Origin of the sequence: Microbispora rosea, from assembly GCF_900156315.1 — a bacterium.
GTDB classification, from domain to species: domain Bacteria; phylum Actinomycetota; class Actinomycetes; order Streptosporangiales; family Streptosporangiaceae; genus Microbispora; species Microbispora rosea.
Genome location: NZ_FTNI01000057.1, coordinates 1 through 16,048, shown reverse-complemented (window position 1 = coordinate 16,048; position 16,048 = coordinate 1). Strand labels below are relative to the sequence as shown.

The window sequence follows — 16,048 nt, the reverse complement described above, 5'->3', positions numbered from 1 at the left end:
GGAGGAGTGTCATATCCGGTATTAGACCCGGTTTCCCAGGCTTATCCCAGAGTCAGGGGCAGGTTACTCACGTGTTACTCACCCGTTCGCCGCTCGAGTACCCCGAAGGGCCTTTCCGCTCGACTTGCATGTGTTAAGCACGCCGCCAGCGTTCGTCCTGAGCCAGGATCAAACTCTCCAAACAATGCTTGAAAAGTAATCCCCAGCAGGCACCCTCCGGCTAAGGAAGGATGCCGTCAAAGGAATCCGTCACCGACACCACAAAGAGTGCCGCTATGACGGGGTCATGCATGACTTCATGCACTGGCTTTTAGCACACTGTTGAGTTCTCAAGAAACGGACGCGACCACCATCACCCGAAACCCACGAAGGAGTCCCGAGATCCAGGGCGATGACTTCCGTTCGGCCGACTCTACGACGATCGCCGCATCGCAGACCTGGAGGGCCATACGATCTCGGCCAATGCTCTTGTTAGAGTGACCACCCCTTTCGGGGCAACCACTCCATACTAAACCCTCGCCCGCCTCGCGTCAAACCTTTCGGTCTGGCCGCGCCACGAACGACCCGGACTCGACGCGAGCGCCTCGCCTGGGTAGCCGTCGGAGTGGCTTGCCCGTCGGGGTCCGGCCGCCTTTCGGCGTCCCGCGTCCCCGGGGGCGAAGGAAACATTAGGCAACACCGACTCTGCCGTCAAATCACGCCGAGATGGCCAAAACCCTAGGTCAGACGGGAACTTCGGACGCCGGCCGCTCTCCACGCCATAGGACTGTTACCTTCGCCACACCAACTCTTGGACATGAAACAGCCGCCCCGGTCTTGGACCGAAGCGGCTGCTCAATGCGGTAGATCAGGCGACCTCGACGCCGCCGACCGTCTTCTTGCCTCTGCGCAGCACGAGGAATCGGCCGTGCAGCAGGTCGTCCACCGAGGGCACGTACTCCTCGTCGGTGATCTTGGTGTTGTTCAGGTACGCGCCGCCCTCCTTGACGGCCCGGCGCGCGGCAGACTTCGACTCCACCAGGCCGCTCTGCGCGAGCAGCTCGACGTACGGCGCGCCCAGGGTGGGCACGACCGCCTTGGGCACCTCGGCGAGAGCGGACTCCAGCGTGCGGGCGTCGAGCTCGGCCAGCGAGCCCTGCCCGAACAGCGCGCGCGAAGCGGCGATCACCCGGGCCAGCTCGTCGGAGCCGTGGACCAACGTGGTCAGGTCCTCGGCTAGGGCGCGTTGCGCCTCACGAGCGGCGGGCCGCTCGGCCACGGCCTTCTCCAACTCGTCTATCTCCTCCCGCGTGCGGAAGGTGAAGACCTTGAGGAACCGCACCACATCCCGGTCGTCGGCGTTCAACCAGTACTGGTAGAACGCGTACGACGAGGTGAGCGCGGGATCGAGCCAGACCGCACCGCCGGCCGTCTTGCCGAACTTCGTGCCGTCGGCCTTGGTGATCAGCTTGCCGGTCAGCGCGTGGACATGCGCACCCTCGACCCTGCGGATCAGGTCGACTCCGGCCGTGATGTTGCCCCACTGGTCGCTGCCGCCGAGCTGCAACGTGCATCCGTGCCGCCGGTGCAGCTCGAGGTAGTCGTTGGCCTGCAGGATCTGGTAGCTGAACTCGGTGTAGCTGAGCCCCTCGCCGGCGAGCCGGGCGGAGACCGACTCCCTGGCCAGCATGCGGTTGACGGGGAAGTGCTTGCCGATGTCCCGGAGGAAGTCGATCGCCGACAGGTTCGCGGTCCAGTCGAGGTTGCTGACCAGCGCGGCCGCTGTCGGTCCCTCCTCGAAGGACAGGAACTTCTCGACCTGCACCCGGATGCGTGACACCCATTCGGCGACGATGTCGCTGGAGTTCAGTGCCCTCTCTGTGCTGCGGCCGCTCGGGTCGCCGATCAAACCGGTGGCGCCTCCGACCAGGCCGATGGGCCGGTGCCCCGCCCGCTGGAAGCGGGTCAGGATCAGCAGCGTGGCCAGGTTGCCCACGTGCAGCGAGGGTGCGGTCGGGTCGAAGCCCGCATACACGGTGATCGGACCGTCGGCCAGCGCCTTGCGCAGCGCGTCGATATCGGTCGTCTGCGCGATCACGTCGCGCCACTCGAGCTCGTCGAGGATGTCAGCCATCTCCGACGTCGGCACGAGGTTGCCTGAAGTTGCGGTCACGGTCGTGGCTTTCGCTTATCGATGGTGGATGTACGGGCTTCCGTACAAGCCTGCCTGATCACGAAACCTTATCGCCACTTCTTACCCGCGCGTCAGCTCGTGGCACGGCCTCGCCGCCGGGGAACGTGGGCGCGGTAGGGCGAAACGGTGGGGTCGCCGTCGATCCAGAACCTCCAGGGCGTGTCGGCGGCCGCCGACACGCCGGTACGAGGACCTGTCCTGATCTGGCCGGACGGCACGGGCCGGCCCTCGTGCACTCGGATCGGGCCGCCAGAGCAGCAGTCCGTGCCGTTGTGCTCCCGGACCAGGCCGAGCGCCACCGTGAGCCGGGCCGGTCCGCGCGCGAGGTCGCGGTCCGGAACACGCCGCACCAACCCTTCCAGGTCCGGGCCGTCGGCGTGCGGCATGCGCCGGATGCGCGCGGTGTGCACGCCCGCGACCACCTCGCCGGCACGTAACAGGACGGCCGAGCCGGCGCCCTCGGGCATGCATACGAGATTGACGCAATAGTGCATGCCGTACGTGAAGTAAACGTAGAGGTGCCCCGGCGGGCCGAACATGACCGCGTTGCGCGGCGTGCGTCCCCGGTAGGTGTGGGCGGCCGGGTCCTGTCCCGGCCCGCCGTACGCCTCGACCTCGCTCAGCCGCACGGCCACCGACCCGTGCACGACCACGCGACCGAGCAGGTCGGGCGCGACCAGGTCCGAAGGGCGGTCGAAGAAGTCGCGGCCGAGCGGAGCGCCCGCGACCTCCTCGATCAGCTCTCGTTCGCCCATGCCGCCTGGCCGTCGACGACATCCCGGAGGTTCGCGATCTGGTCGCGCACCCGGTCGGGCGCGGTGCCGCCGAAGGCGCTGCGGGCGGCCAGCGCGCCGTGCACGTTCAGCACGTCACGGACGCTCGCGCCGGAGGCGTCGACGGCGAAGTGCGGTGAGACCTTGGCGAGCTCGTCGTCGGTGAGCTCACCGAGATCCTTGTCGTTCACCTGGCACCACACCACCAGGTGACCGACGGCCTCGTGCGCGTCGCGGAACGGCACCCCGCGGCGGACCAGCAGTTCGGCGAGGTCGGTGGCCAGGGCGAAGCCGTCGGGCGCGCTGGCCTCCAGCTTGGCCTTGTTCACGCGCATCGTGGACACCATGCCCGACACGGCGGGAAGCACCAAGAGCAGGGTGTCGACCGCGTCGAACACCGGCTCCTTGTCCTCCTGCAGGTCGCGGTTGTAGGTGAGCGGCAGGCCCTTGAGGGTCGTCAGCAGCGACATCAGCGAACCGATCAGCCGTCCGCTCTTGCCCCTGGCCAGCTCGGCGACGTCGGGGTTCTTCTTCTGCGGCATGATCGACGAGCCGGTGGAGTAGGCGTCGTCCACCTCGATCCACCGGAACTCCTGCGAGGCCCACAGCACGATCTCCTCGCCGAGCCGGGAGATGTGCACGCCGATCAACGCGGCGCAGAACAGGAACTCGGCGGCGAAGTCGCGGTCGGCGACCGCGTCCATCGAGTTCGGCGCGGGGGCGTCGAACCCGAGTTCGGCGGCGACGGCGGCGGGGTCGAGCGGCAGGGAGGACCCGGCCAGCGCGCCCGAGCCGAGCGGCGAGATCGCCGCGCGCCTGTCCCAGTCGCGGAGGCGGTCCACGTCGCGGGTGAGCGCGTGAACGTGGGCCAGGAGCTGATGGCCGAACGACACGGGCTGGGCGTGCTGCAAGTGCGTCATGCCGGGGGCGGCGACGTCGGCGTTCTCCTCGGCCTGGCTGATCAGCGCCGTCTCCAGCTCGGCGAGCCGGGAGACGATCACGCGGACGTGGTCACGCAGGTAGAGGCGGAGGTCGGTGGCGATCTGGTCGTTGCGGCTGCGGCCGGCGCGCAGCTTGCCGCCCAGCGAGCCGAGCCGTTCGAGCAGGCCGCGCTCCAGCGCCGTGTGCACGTCTTCGTCGGCCACGGTGGGGCGGAACTCTCCCTTGCGGCACGCCTGGTCGAGGTCGTCGAGCGCACCCAGCATGCGGTCGAGCTCCTCCTGGGTCAGCAGCCCGGCGCGGTTCAGCACGCGCGCGTGCGCACGCGAGGCCAGCAGATCGTACGGCGCGAGCCGCCAGTCGAACTGCACGCTCACCGACAGGCGCGTGAGGGCGTCCGCGGGTCCCCCCTCGAACCTGCCACCCCAGAGCCGCATCGGCTTGTTGTCCGCCACCGTCTTCTCCCTCCGATATTCGAGTCCCTGCAGAAAAGATGACCGCGCGCCGTTCCCGCCCGGGGCCGTCGTCGTGGGTCTTTGCGTCTTCTCCGCTTTTCTCGGATGAATCTTCGACGCAAATCCTTCACGCGGATCCTTCTGCGGGACTAATCCGCGACCTTAGCCGACGTACGCCCCGGTCCCTGCATCGGAACCGGGGCGTATGCCGGGTGAATCAGGCCTGGCGGGTGCCCCGCGCGGCCGCGATCTCGTTGTGATCCATCGAGTTCGTCGATCTCCCGTTGACGTCGATCGGCGGGCCCTTCTCCGACGGCTTCCGAACCGGTCTTCCCCGTGAGTCGGGAATGGCCTTCGGCGTGCAAAGCCCCGCGGCGAATGGACCCGATCCGTCATGGTTCCTGCTTCTCACTGCCGTGGTCGCGAACCTCCGCGGCGAGCTTGTGCCTGGTCACGTCGGGCGTGCGGCGGGTGGCCAGGCTGAGCAGGGTCTCCGCCAGCGCCTGCCCTCCGGTCGGGTCACGGCTGATCACCAGGATCGTGTCGTCGCCGGCCACCGTGCCGAGGATGGACTCCCAGCCCGCGTGGTCGATGGCCGAGGCGAGGAACTGGGCCGCTCCCGGCGGCGTGCGCAGTATCACGAGGTTGGCCGACGCCTCGGCCGACACCAGGAGCTCCTCCGCGATCCTCCGCAGCCGCGCGTCGGGGTTCTCCGGCATGCCGTTCGCGGCACCGGTGCGGTAGAGCGGTATCCGTCCCCCACCCTCGCCGGGCAGCGCGTAGACCAGCGTTCCGTCGTCGGCCCGCAACTTCAGCGCGCCCAGCTCGTCGAGATCGCGGGAGAGCGTGGCCTGGGTGACCTCCACTCCCTGCTCCGCCAGGAGTTTGGCCAGCTCGGGCTGCGAGCGGACCTTGTGCCTGGTCAGCAGTTCCACGATGCGTGCGTGCCGGGCCGCCTTCGTCAGCGGGATGGTCACGATCCCTCCGCACCCCGCGTCGCCAGCCAGTGCAGCAGCGCCTTCTGGGCGTGCAGCCGATTCTCCGCCTGATCCCACACCACGCTCTGCGGCCCGTCGATGACGTCCGCGGCGATTTCCAATCCCCGATATGCCGGGAGACAGTGAAGCACGATCGCGTCCGGGTCCGCCAGGCCGAGCAGGGCGGTGGTCACCTGGTAGGAGGCGAAGGCCGCGATCCGCTCGTCCTTGCCGTCCTGACCCATCGACACCCAGGTGTCGGTCGCGACGACGTGCGCTCCGGCCACCGCGGCCTCGGGATCGCTCACCGCCGTGACCGATCCGCCGGTGGCCGCCGCGATCTCGGCAGCCCGCTCCATGACCGACGCGTCGGGCAGGTAGCCCACGGGCGCCCCGATCCGGACGTGCATGCCGGCCGTGGCCCCGCCCAGCAGGTAGGAGTGGGCCATGTTGTTGGCGCCGTCGCCGAGGTAGGCGAGGGTGAGGCCCCGCGGCGAGCCCTTGTGCTCCCGGATCGTCTGAAGGTCGGCGAGGATCTGGCAGGGGTGGAACTCGTCGGTCAGCGCGTTCACCACCGGCACCGACGAGTGCGCCGCCATCGCCTCGATGCGCTCCTGGCCCGCCGTCCGCCACACGATCGCCGCGACCTGCCGGGACAGCACCCGCGCGGTGTCCTCGATCGGCTCTCCACGTCCCATCTGCGACGTGCCGAGGTCCATGACCAGAGGCTGGCCGCCCAGCTCCGCGACCCCGACGGTGAAGGAGACCCGGGTGCGGGTGGACGGCTTGTCGAACAGCACGGCGACCGTGCGAGGGCCTTCGAAGGGCCGGTAGCCGAACCGGTCCTTCTTCATCGCCTCGGCGAGGTCGAGCACCTGCGCCTGCTCTTCCGGCGACAGGTCGTCGTCCCGCAGGAAGTGCCTCACCCCCGCGCCCTTCCTCACTTGCGCCGGGTCCGCGCCCTTCCTCACTTGCGCCGGGTCCGCGCCCTGTCTGACCTGCGCCGGGTCCGCGCCCTGTCTGACCTGCGCCGGGTCCGCGCCTTGCCCCACCCGCCCGGGAGGACCGTCAGGGTCCGGGCCGGCGATGGGGTTCACGAGGTCGTTCTCAGACATCTGCGGCCTCCAGGATGCCGGGCAGCGCGTCGAGGAAGGTCTGCACGTCGGATTCGGTGATGACAAGCGGCGGCGCGAGCCGCACCGCGTCGGGCTGAAGGGCGTTGACCAGGAATCCGGCCTCCTGTGCCACCGCCTGCACCTGCGCCGACTTCGGCGCGGTGAGCACGGCGGCCAGCCAGAGCCCGCGTCCCCTGACTCCCTTGAGCAACGGATGCCGCACGGCGGCGATGCCCTCGGACAGCAGGGCCCCCACCGTCACGACATTGCCGAGCAGTCCGTCGCGCTCGATCGTGTCGAGCACGGCGAGTGCCGCCGCGCACGACACGGGGTTGCCGCCGAAGGTCGAACCGTGATCGCCCTTGGCGAAGACCTCGCCGGCCTCGCCGAAGCCGATGCAGGCGCCGATGGGCATGCCTCCGCCGAGGCCCTTCGCCAGCGTCAGGACGTCGGGGACGACCCCCTCCGCCTGATGGGCGAACCAGTGCCCGGTGCGGCCGATGGCCGACTGGATCTCGTCGGCGACGAGCAGGGCCCCCGCCGAGGAGCAGATCTCCCTGGCGGTGCGGAAGTAGCCGTCGGGCGGCGGTATGACACCGGCCTCACCCTGGGTGGGCTCCAGGAAGACCGCGGCGCAGTCCTCGGTCACCGCGCTCTTGAGCGCGTCCGCATCCCCGTACGGGACGAACCGGACGTCGAGCGGGAACGGCCCGAACTGGTCGCGGATCGCGGGCTTGCCCGTCAGCGACAGAGCACCGAGCGTGCGGCCGTGGAAGCCGTTCTCCGTCGCCACCATGTAGCCGCGGCCATGCGTCTTGCCGTACTTGATGGCGATCTTTACTGCCGCCTCGTTGGCCTCGGTGCCGGAGTTGGAGAGGAAGACCCGCGCGGGCTCTCCGAGCAGGGCGAGCAGCTTCTCGGCGAGCAGCACCTCGGGCTCGTGCAGGTAGAGGTTCGAGGTGTGCGCGAGTGTGGCCACCTGGCGGGACACCGCCTCGACCAGGGCCGGGTGGCTGTGGCCGAGCGAGGTCACCGCGATGCCACCGATGAGGTCGAGGTAGCGGCGGCCGTCCACATCCCAGACGGAGCAGCCCTCGCCCCGGGCGATGGCGACCGGCGGCACCCCGTAGTTGCGCATGAACGCCGCTTCGAAGCGTCCGCGCAGTTCGTCGTTGGTGGTCACCTGGCAACCTCCCCGTTCACGGTGCCGTCCGCCGTCGCTCCGGTCCCGCCTCGCGCCGCCGCGACGGCGCCGTCGGGCTCGACCATCGTCCCGATGCCCTCATCGGTGAAGACCTCCAGCAACAGCGCGTGCGGCACCCGCCCGTCGAGCACGTGCGCCTGTGGGACGCCGCCGCGCACGGCGGACAGGCATGCCTCCATTTTCGGCACCATGCCGCTGGACAGCGAGGGCAGCAACGCGGCGAGCTCGGACGCCCCGATCCGGCTGACGACCTCCTCGCTGTTGGGCCAGTCGGCGTACAGCCCCTCGACGTCGGTCAGGACGATGAGCTTCGACGCCTGGAGCGCCACGGCGAGAGCGGCGGCGGCGGTGTCGGCGTTGACGTTGTAGATCCCGCCGTCCTCGCCCCGGGCCACGGACGACACCACCGGAATGCGGCCGTCGTCGAGCAGGGCCCGCACGGCGCCGGCCTCGACCCGGACGATCTCTCCGACCTGACCGATGTCCACCTTGACGCCGTCCACGACCACGTGCTTGCGCTCGGCCGTGAACAGATGGGCATCCTCGCCGGACATGCCGACCGCGAACGGCCCATGCTCGTTGATCAGCCCGACCACGTCGCGGTTGACCTGTCCGACCAGCACCATCCGGACGACCTGCATCGCCTCGGGTGTGGTCACCCGCAGCCCGGACACGAAGTGGCTGTCGATCCCGAGCAGATCGAGGTGCGACTGGATCTGCGGGCCGCCGCCGTGCACGATCACCGGGCGCAGGCCCGCGTAGCGCAGGAACACCACGTCGGCCGCGAACTTGGCCCGCAGGTGCTCCTCCGTCATGGCGTTGCCGCCGTACTTGATGACGACGGTCGCGCCGTGGAAGCGCGCGAGCCAGGGCAGCGCCTCGATCAGGGTGTGCGCCTTGTCCAGCGCGCCGTTCCGCCTGACGCTCATGACGAGTACGCCGAGTTCTCGTGCACGTACGCCGCCGTGAGGTCGGTGGTGTGCACGGTCGCGCTGTGCGGGCCGGCGGACAGGTCGATGGTGATGGTGACGTCGCGGGGCCGCAGGTCGACCTTGGCGCGATCGTCTCCCGCCGCGCCGCCGCGGCAGATCCAGATGCCGTTGACCGCCACGTTGACCCGCTCGGCGTCGAACACGGCGTCTGTGGTGCCGACCGCGCTGACCACGCGGCCCCAGTTGGGGTCCTCGCCGTGGATCGCGCACTTGAGCAGGTTCGAGCGGGCGACCGCACGGCCCACCGCCAACGCGTCCTCCTCCGACGCCGCGCCGACGACCTCGATGGCGATCGCCTTCGAAGCGCCCTCGGCGTCGACCTGAAGCTGCCGGGACAGGTCCGCGCAGACGGCGGTGACGACCTTCTCGAACTCGGCGAGGTCGGGGCGCACGCCCGACGCTCCGCTCGCGAGCAGCAGCACGGTGTCGTTGGTCGACATGCAGCCGTCGGTGTCGAGCCTGTCGAACGTCGCAGAGGTCGCCCTGCGCAGCACCGTGTCGAGTTCCTCGGACGTGAGGTCGGCGTCGGTTGTGAGCACGCACAGCATCGTGGCGAGCGCGGGCGCGAGCATCCCGGCACCCTTGGCCATGCCGCCCACCATGTAGCCCTTCTCGCCGCGGCGGAAGGAGATCTTGCTGACGGTGTCGGTGGTCCGGATCGCGTCGGCCGCCGCCAGGCCGCCGTCGCGGCTGAGCTGGGCGGCCACGGTGCCCACGCCGCCGAGCAGCGCGTCCATCGGCAGCCGCTCGCCGATCAGGCCGGTGGAGCAGACCGCGATCTCGGCCGCGGAGTCGTCCAGGACCTCCGCCACCTTCTCGGCGGTGGCATGGGTGTCCTGGAAGCCCAGCGGGCCGGTGCAGGCGTTGGCGCCGCCGGAGTTGAGGACGACGGCCCTCACACGGCCGCCGCCGAGGACCTGAGCCGACCACAGGACGGGCGCGGCCTTGAAGCGGTTGCGGGTGAAGACACCGGCCGCGGCACGCGAGGGGCCGTCGTTGACGACCAGGGCCAGGTCGCGGGCGCCGCCGCTCTTGATCCCCGCGGCGACTCCTGCGGCGCGGAAACCCAGCGGTGCAGTCACACTCATGCGCGCTCCTCACAGGGGACGATCTTGGTCACGGGGCGACTCCATTGGTGGGAAGACCGACTTCTTCCGGAAGGCCGAGAGCGAGGTTGGCGCTCTGGATCGCGCCGCCCGCGGTCCCCTTGGTGAGGTTGTCGATGGCGACGACGGCGACGATCCGCCCGGCCCGCTCGTCGAGGGCGACCTGCAGGACCGCGGTGTTGGCCCCGACCGTCATCGCGGTCGCCGGCCATACCCCCTCCGGCAGCAGGTGGAGGAACGGCTCGTCCTTCACCGCCGTCTCGTACGCCTCCCGGATCGCGGCGGGGGTGACACCCGAAGCGGCGGGAGCCGTGCAGGTGGCGAGGATGCCGCGGCTCATCGGCGCGAGGGTCGGCGTGAACGACACCCGGACCGGCCGTCCGGCGACCGCCGACAGGTTCTGCTCCATCTCCGGCGTGTGCCGGTGCACCCCGCCCACCCCGTACGCGCTGACCGAGCCCATGACCTCGGTGCCGAGCAGGTGGGCCTTGGGCGCCCGGCCGGCTCCGGAGGTGCCGCTCGCGGCGACGACCACGACGTCGGGCTCGGCCAGCCCGGCCGCGAAGGCCGGGAACAACGCAAGCGTCGCGGCCGTCGGGTAGCAGCCGGGGACGGCGATGCGCCGGGCGCCGCGCAGGACCTCGCGCTGCCCGGGCAGCTCGGGCAGGCCGTACGGCCACGTGCCGGCGTGGACGCCGCCGTAGAATGCGGTCCACTCTTGCGCGCTGGTCAGCCGGAAGTCGGCGCCGCAGTCGACGACGAGCGTGCCGTCGCCGAGCTCGGCGGCGACCGCGGCCGACTGACCGTGCGGGAGGGCGAGGAAGACGACGTCATGGCCGGCGAGCACGTCGGGGGTGGTCTGCTCGATCACCCGGTCGGCCAGCGACGGCAGGTGGGGCTGGTGGGCGCCGAGCCTGGTGCCCGCGCTGGACGCGGCGGTCAGCGCGCCGATCTCGACGGCGGGGTGTCCGAGCAGCAGACGGAGCAGCTCTCCTCCCGCGTAGCCGCTGGCTCCGGCGATCGCCGCCCTCATCCGCGCCCCCCGATCTTCCGCGATCTCTGCATGATCATGCAGCCGACCTCATGTTCTTGCTGGTGTAGAGAGTATGCATCGCAAAGCATGAGCATGCAAGCAGCGTTCCGAAGGATGGACATCTAGCCGACGTACCTACCGGTCGGTATCGTGAAACCTCCGGTTAACGAACGCATCCGGGAGTGCGCCAGCATGACGATCACGAACGAACAGGTCCAGGCCCAGCTCACGGCGCCCGGGCAGCTCTTCGAGATGGAAGAGGTCGAGGTCGGCGGTCACAAGATCCGGACATGGAAACACGCTCCAGGCACCTTCCGGGCCCTCCTGGAGATCACCCGGTTTCACGGCGACAAGGTGTTCATCGCCTACGAGGACGAGCGCCTCACCTATGAGGAGCATTTCCGGCTGGCCGCGACGCTCGCCAACCGCCTGGTGGACGACTATGGCGTGCGCAAGGGCGACCGCGTCGTCGTGGCCATGCGCAACTACCCCGAGTGGATCGTCTCCTTCTCCGCCGTGCTCGCCGCCGGGGCGGTGGCCGTGCCGCTCAACGCGTGGTGGACCGAGCAGGAGCTGGCGTACGGCCTGAGCGACTCGGGCGCGAAGGTCGTGATCGCCGACGGCGAGCGCGCCGCCCGGATGGCCGGCAGCGGCCTGCCGATGATCGTCACCCGCGGCGAGGGGGCCGACTGGGCAGAGGTCCTCGGCGAGGTCCGCGCCGACGTGACGCTGCCGCAGGTCGAACTCGATCCCGACGACCCCGCCACGATCTTCTACACCTCCGGCACCACCGGCAGGTCCAAGGGCGCCCTCGGCAGCCACCGCAACCTCGGCCAGGCGCCGATGACCGTCGCGTACGCGATGATGCGCACGGTGGCGATGGCCGGCAGAGACGTGGCCGCGGCGGCGGAAAAGCGCAGAATCACCCTGCTGACCGTGCCCCTTTTCCACGTCACCGGGTGCTTCGCCGTACTGATGACCACGATGTTCAGCGGCGGCGGGCTCGTGCTCATGTACAAGTGGGACCCCAAGCGGGCTCTGGAGCTCATCGAACGCGAGCAGGTCACCGTGATGAGCGGCGTGCCGACCAACGCCTGGCAACTGCTGTCGCATCCCGATCTGAACAAGCACGACATCTCCTCGCTCGGCTCCATCTCGTACGGCGGCGCCCCGGCCCCGCCGAAGCTGCTGGAGCGGATCACCGAGTCGCTCCCCAACCGCACGCCCGCCAACGGGTACGGCATGACCGAGACGACGGCGCTCGCGATCTACAACAGCGGCAGGGACTACCTGGCCAAGCCCGACAGCATCGGGCTGCCGCTCGCCGTCGTGGACGTCAGGGTCTGCGACCCGCTCGGCGCCGAGCTGCCGCCCGGCGAGGTCGGCGAGCTGTGCATGCGCGGACCGATCGTGATCATGGGCTACTGGAACCGCCCCGAGGCCACGGCGGAGACGTTCGTGAACGGCTGGCTGCACACGGGCGACCTCGCCCGCATCGACGAGGACGGCTACGTCTACATCGTCGACCGCGCCAAAGACATGGTCATCAGGGGCGGCGAGAACGTCTACTGCGCCGAAGTCGAGGCCGCCCTGTTCGAGCACCCCGCGGTGGACGACGCGGCCGTGATCGGCATCCCGGACGACGAGATGGGCGAGCAGGTCGGCGCGGTCGTACGGCTCAAGCCTGGCGCCGGCGCCACCGGCGAGGATCTCCAGGAGTTCCTGCGCGGCCGGATCGCGGCGTTCAAGGTGCCGGTGCGGTTCTGGTTCAGGGAGGCCGAACTGCCGCGCAACCCCGGCGGCAAGGTGCTCAAGACCCACCTGCGGAAGGAGACCCTCGGTCTTTAGGGTTACCTCCCGCGTAATCGCCTCTCCTCGGGGCTCCGTGACACCGTTCACGTGTCGTCACGAAGACATCCCCGAAGGAGTGGAAATGACCGACTACACCGCCCTGGCCGAGCGTTACATCGCCGCCTGGAACGAGCGCGACGCCGAGGTCAGGGCGAAGGCGGTTGCCGAGCTGTGGACCGAGGACGGTGGCTACACCGACCCGCTGGCCGCCGTCACCGGGCACGATGGGATCGCCGCGGTGATCGCCGGGGCGCAGGAGATGTTCCCCGGACTCGCGTTCACCCTGGGCGGGCCGGTGGACGGCCACCACGACACGGCGCGCTTCACCTGGCACCTCGGCCCCGAAGGCGCGGCGGAGCCCGTGGTGATCGGCTTCGACGTCGTGGCGTTCGCCGAGGACGGGCGGATCCGGAACGTGTACGGCTTCCTGGACAAGGTCCCCTCCTGATCGATCACCCGGAGCGCGGTACCCCTCGTCGCCTGCGGCTGCGACGGGACCGTGGCCGCCGGGCAGAACTCCGCCGCGTTCGCGGCCGTGGTGAGCTCCCCCTGGTTCACCTTGTCGCCGTTCAGGACGAAGGACAGCGTGTGGCGTCCGTCGCGGGTGCCGGCCATCCAGGTGAGCGAACCGAAGATGGTGCCACCGTGCCCGTACACGGTGACGCCGCAGGGGAGGGTGACCATCATGACGCCCAGCCCGTACCGGTACGGGCCCGGCCCGTGGAAGACGTCGGACTTCGGCGTCGGGGTGAGCATCTCCCGCAGCAGGGCGGCCGGCAGCAGGCGACCGGAGAGCAGCGCCGCGTCGAACCGGTTCAGGTCCCCGACGGTGGAGATCATCTCACCGGCGGCCCCGGCCCAGGAAGGGTTGAAGCGCGAGAGCCCGTCCTTGCTGTACCCGTGGATGAAGGGAGGGCGGACGTCCGGCGAGGCGCCGGGAAAGTAGGTGGACCGCAGTCCCAGCGGGCGCAGGACCCGCGTGGCGACCTCCATGGGGTACGCGTGCCCGGTCACCCGCTCGATGATCATCCCGAGCAGGATGTAGTTGGTGTTCGAATACTGCCAGGACGTCCCGGGCGGGAACACCGGAGGGTGGCCGAGCGCGTACCCCACCAACCGGCGCGGTGTGAAGGTCGTGAGCGGATCGCGTTCGAGCGCATCCGGCACATGGTGGTCCTTCGTGTAGTTGAACAGCCCGCTGGTGTGGTTGAGCAGCATCCGGACGGTGATGGCCCGTCCGTCATTGCCGTTGCCCGTGACCAGACCCGGCAGGCGCCGTTCGAGCATGTCGTCCAGGCGGAGACGGCCCTCCGCGACCAGTTGCAGGACGACCGTGGCGACAAACGTCTTGGTCGTGCTGCCGATCCGGAACCGCATGTCCGCCCGTGGTTCGCGCCGGGTTCCGGTGTCGGCCACGCCGCGCGTGACCGTGGTGATACGGCCCGCACGGGACACCTGGGCCAGCGCGCCGGGAGACCCCTCGCTGACCGCTCGGTCGAGCACGGCGCCCAATGCCGCCTCCGCGTCACGCGGCCGCCGTACGGGGTCGGCCGTCCCTGGCGTGGCAGGCGCAGTCGCCGCGCCCAGGACGAGAGCCGACACGGTCAGGAGGCGAAGTGTGATCGTCCGGTACCGGGTGACGCTCATGCCGACTCCCTCCGCCGGGCCGGGCGTCCGTCCGGGCGCGCCGGCCGAACCGCAGGGTCAGCATTCCCTCCACACCCGCCCAGTCACGCGACCGTTGCGGCCGGAACGGTCCGGTAACGAGAACTCGGAAAGGCGTCGCCTCTCCCCGGGGCGGACGGACGCGTCACCGAGGTTCCGCCAGGACGACGCGAGGACGGACGAGCGCGTGCTCGCCTCCGTCGTCAGACGCACCCCGTGCCGACGGGAGAAGTCCAAGATTCAGATCCAGAGGCATACCACCGGCGGGACCACCCTCCGCCCCGGGCACACTTTCATCGTTGTCCCGTCCAGCGACATCAGCCCTTTCATCCCCGATCCACAGGAAGACGATGACCGGTTTCGAACTCAGCAGCCCTTCGACCCTTCCCGCGACCAACGGATACAGCCACGTGGCGGTCGTGCCTCCCGGGAGCCGGCTCGTCTGGACGTCGGGGCAGGTCCCGATCGCCGCGGACGGCACCGCCGCGCCCGCCGGGGACTGGGAGGCCCAGACCAGGCTGGCCATGCGCAATGTGGGCGCCGCGCTGGAAGCGGGCGGAGCGACCTGGAAGGACGTGTTCAAGCTCACGATCTACGTAGTGGACACATCGGCCCTCCCGGTCGTTCGCAGGGTACGCGACGAGTTCGTCGACGCGGACCGACCTCCGGCCAGCTCCCTGGTGCGGGTTGCCGGCCTGTTCCGGCCGGACCTCCTCATCGAGATCGAGGCGGTGGCCGCCGTGGGCAGGTGAGCCCGGGAACCCAGCCAAGGCGGGTTTCATATCGTGAAAAGTTCATCGGTGTTTCACCAGCCCACCCCCGCTTTATCGGTTCATCATTGTGAAATGTTTCCGATGTATCTTTGACATGTTTCAACGGCGCTTCCCAGAATGATCCCCCGGGCGGAACCACCGTGGGCCGGGCGGCGCCCGCCTCCTGAACGGCGATGTGCCACCCAGGCCTGCTTCCGGTGTCCGATCAGAGCCCCTGACACGAGGAGCAAGAGATGGCCGACAGCGCCGCACCCACCGGAAGACGTAAAGCCTTACGCACAACGCTCGCCACGGCACTCGCGGGCGTCGTCACCGCGGCGCTCGCGACCGTGACCCTGTCGGCCACCGCCGCCCAAGCCGCCGACTGCAGCGCCGGATACGTCGGCCTGACCTACGACGACGGCCCCAACCCCAGCAACACCACCAACCTGCTCAACACACTGAAAGCCAACGGCCTGCGCGCCACCTTCTTCAACATCGGCCAAAACGCCCAAAACAACCCCTCCCTAGTCCGAGCCCAAGTCGACGCAGGCATGTGGGTCGGCAACCACAGCTGGACCCACCCCCACCTCACCCAGATGAGCAGCTCACAAATCCAGTCCGAACTCCAGCGCACCCAGCAAGCCATCCAGCAAGCCACCGGCACCGCACCCAAACTGTTCCGCCCCCCATACGGCGAAACCAACTCCACCCTCAAGACCGTCGAACAACAACTCGGCCTCAGAGAAATCATCTGGGACGTCGACTCCCAAGACTGGAACGGCGCCAGCACCTCCCAAATCGTCCAAGCCGCCGGCCGCCTCCAGAACGGCCAGATCATCCTCATGCACGACCAATACGCCACCACCGTCCAAGCCATCTCCCAAATCGCCGCCAACCTCCGCAGCCGCAACCTCTGCGCCGGCATGATCTCCCCCACCACCGGACGCGCCATCGCCCCCGACGGCAGCGGACCCACCTCCCCATCCCCCACAAACCCCCAGTCGCCCAGC

General features: G+C 69.5%; 13 protein-coding genes, 1 rRNA gene and 1 pseudogene. 4 read left to right on the top strand and 11 right to left on the bottom strand.

The features are described from left to right. The 10 genes from BXA11_RS40485 to argC all read right to left on the bottom strand — a co-directional run. A 16S ribosomal RNA gene (locus BXA11_RS40485) occupies positions 1 to 184 on the bottom strand; the annotation flags it as partial. Between the two features lie 663 nt (positions 185 to 847). Beyond that, positions 848 to 2,113, bottom strand: a complete 1,266-nt coding sequence (gene tyrS, locus BXA11_RS40480) for a tyrosine--tRNA ligase (RefSeq protein WP_076443256.1) — start codon at positions 2,111 to 2,113, stop codon at positions 848 to 850. A 131-nt stretch (positions 2,114 to 2,244) separates the two neighbouring features. After that, positions 2,245 to 2,928 carry a DNA-3-methyladenine glycosylase gene (locus BXA11_RS40475; RefSeq protein WP_076443255.1) on the bottom strand — a complete coding sequence of 228 codons (684 nt, stop codon included), beginning with the start codon at positions 2,926 to 2,928 and terminating at the stop codon, positions 2,245 to 2,247. Further along, positions 2,910 to 4,322 carry an argininosuccinate lyase gene (gene argH / locus BXA11_RS40470; protein ID WP_036404568.1) on the bottom strand — a complete coding sequence of 471 codons (1,413 nt, stop codon included), beginning with the start codon at positions 4,320 to 4,322 and terminating at the stop codon, positions 2,910 to 2,912. Before argH ends, BXA11_RS40475 begins: the two co-directional genes overlap by 19 nt. Before the next feature lie 410 nt (positions 4,323 to 4,732). Next, positions 4,733 to 5,317, bottom strand: a complete 585-nt coding sequence (locus BXA11_RS40465; protein WP_030504919.1) for an arginine repressor — start codon at positions 5,315 to 5,317, stop codon at positions 4,733 to 4,735. Then, positions 5,314 to 6,243, bottom strand: coding sequence for an ornithine carbamoyltransferase (gene argF, locus BXA11_RS40460; RefSeq protein WP_076443254.1), 930 nt, complete (start codon positions 6,241 to 6,243; stop codon positions 5,314 to 5,316). Before argF ends, BXA11_RS40465 begins: the two co-directional genes overlap by 4 nt. A gap of 181 nt (positions 6,244 to 6,424) precedes the next feature. Further along, positions 6,425 to 7,570 (bottom strand): acetylornithine transaminase, encoded by a 1,146-nt coding sequence (locus BXA11_RS40455; RefSeq protein WP_239105339.1) that lies wholly within the window; start codon positions 7,568 to 7,570, stop codon positions 6,425 to 6,427. A gap of 41 nt (positions 7,571 to 7,611) precedes the next feature. Beyond that, on the bottom strand, positions 7,612 to 8,565 hold the full coding sequence (argB, locus tag BXA11_RS40450) for an acetylglutamate kinase (RefSeq protein ID WP_076443252.1): 954 nt from the start codon (positions 8,563 to 8,565) through the stop codon (positions 7,612 to 7,614). Beyond that, on the bottom strand, positions 8,562 to 9,716 hold the full coding sequence (argJ, locus tag BXA11_RS40445) for a bifunctional glutamate N-acetyltransferase/amino-acid acetyltransferase ArgJ (protein WP_076443251.1): 1,155 nt from the start codon (positions 9,714 to 9,716) through the stop codon (positions 8,562 to 8,564). Before argJ ends, argB begins: the two co-directional genes overlap by 4 nt. A gap of 28 nt (positions 9,717 to 9,744) precedes the next feature. Next, the gene (gene argC, locus BXA11_RS40440; protein ID WP_076443250.1) at positions 9,745 to 10,767 is read right to left on the bottom strand and encodes an N-acetyl-gamma-glutamyl-phosphate reductase; all 1,023 of its coding nucleotides are present in this window, start codon (positions 10,765 to 10,767) and stop codon (positions 9,745 to 9,747) included. Between the two features lie 192 nt (positions 10,768 to 10,959). Between argC and BXA11_RS40435 the strand changes: the two genes are divergently transcribed. Next, the gene (locus tag BXA11_RS40435; RefSeq protein WP_083744947.1) at positions 10,960 to 12,615 is read left to right on the top strand and encodes a class I adenylate-forming enzyme family protein; all 1,656 of its coding nucleotides are present in this window, start codon (positions 10,960 to 10,962) and stop codon (positions 12,613 to 12,615) included. An 85-nt stretch (positions 12,616 to 12,700) separates the two neighbouring features. Further along, a complete protein-coding gene (locus BXA11_RS40430; protein WP_076443248.1) occupies positions 12,701 to 13,066 on the top strand; it encodes a nuclear transport factor 2 family protein in 366 nt (121 codons plus the stop codon). A gap of 83 nt (positions 13,067 to 13,149) precedes the next feature. Here the strand turns inward: BXA11_RS40430 and BXA11_RS40425 are convergent. Continuing rightward, positions 13,150 to 14,265, bottom strand: a pseudogene (locus BXA11_RS40425) (serine hydrolase domain-containing protein); the annotation flags it as partial. 368 nt (positions 14,266 to 14,633) lie between these two features. On the opposite strand from BXA11_RS40425, the gene BXA11_RS40420 reads away from it, so the two are divergent. Both BXA11_RS40420 and BXA11_RS40415 read left to right on the top strand, forming a co-directional pair. Next, positions 14,634 to 15,035 (top strand): RidA family protein, encoded by a 402-nt coding sequence (locus BXA11_RS40420; protein ID WP_076443246.1) that lies wholly within the window; start codon positions 14,634 to 14,636, stop codon positions 15,033 to 15,035. A gap of 254 nt (positions 15,036 to 15,289) precedes the next feature. Then, positions 15,290 to 16,048, top strand: a 759-nt coding sequence (locus BXA11_RS40415) for a polysaccharide deacetylase family protein (RefSeq protein ID WP_143734816.1), incomplete at its 3' end; no start/stop codon positions are given.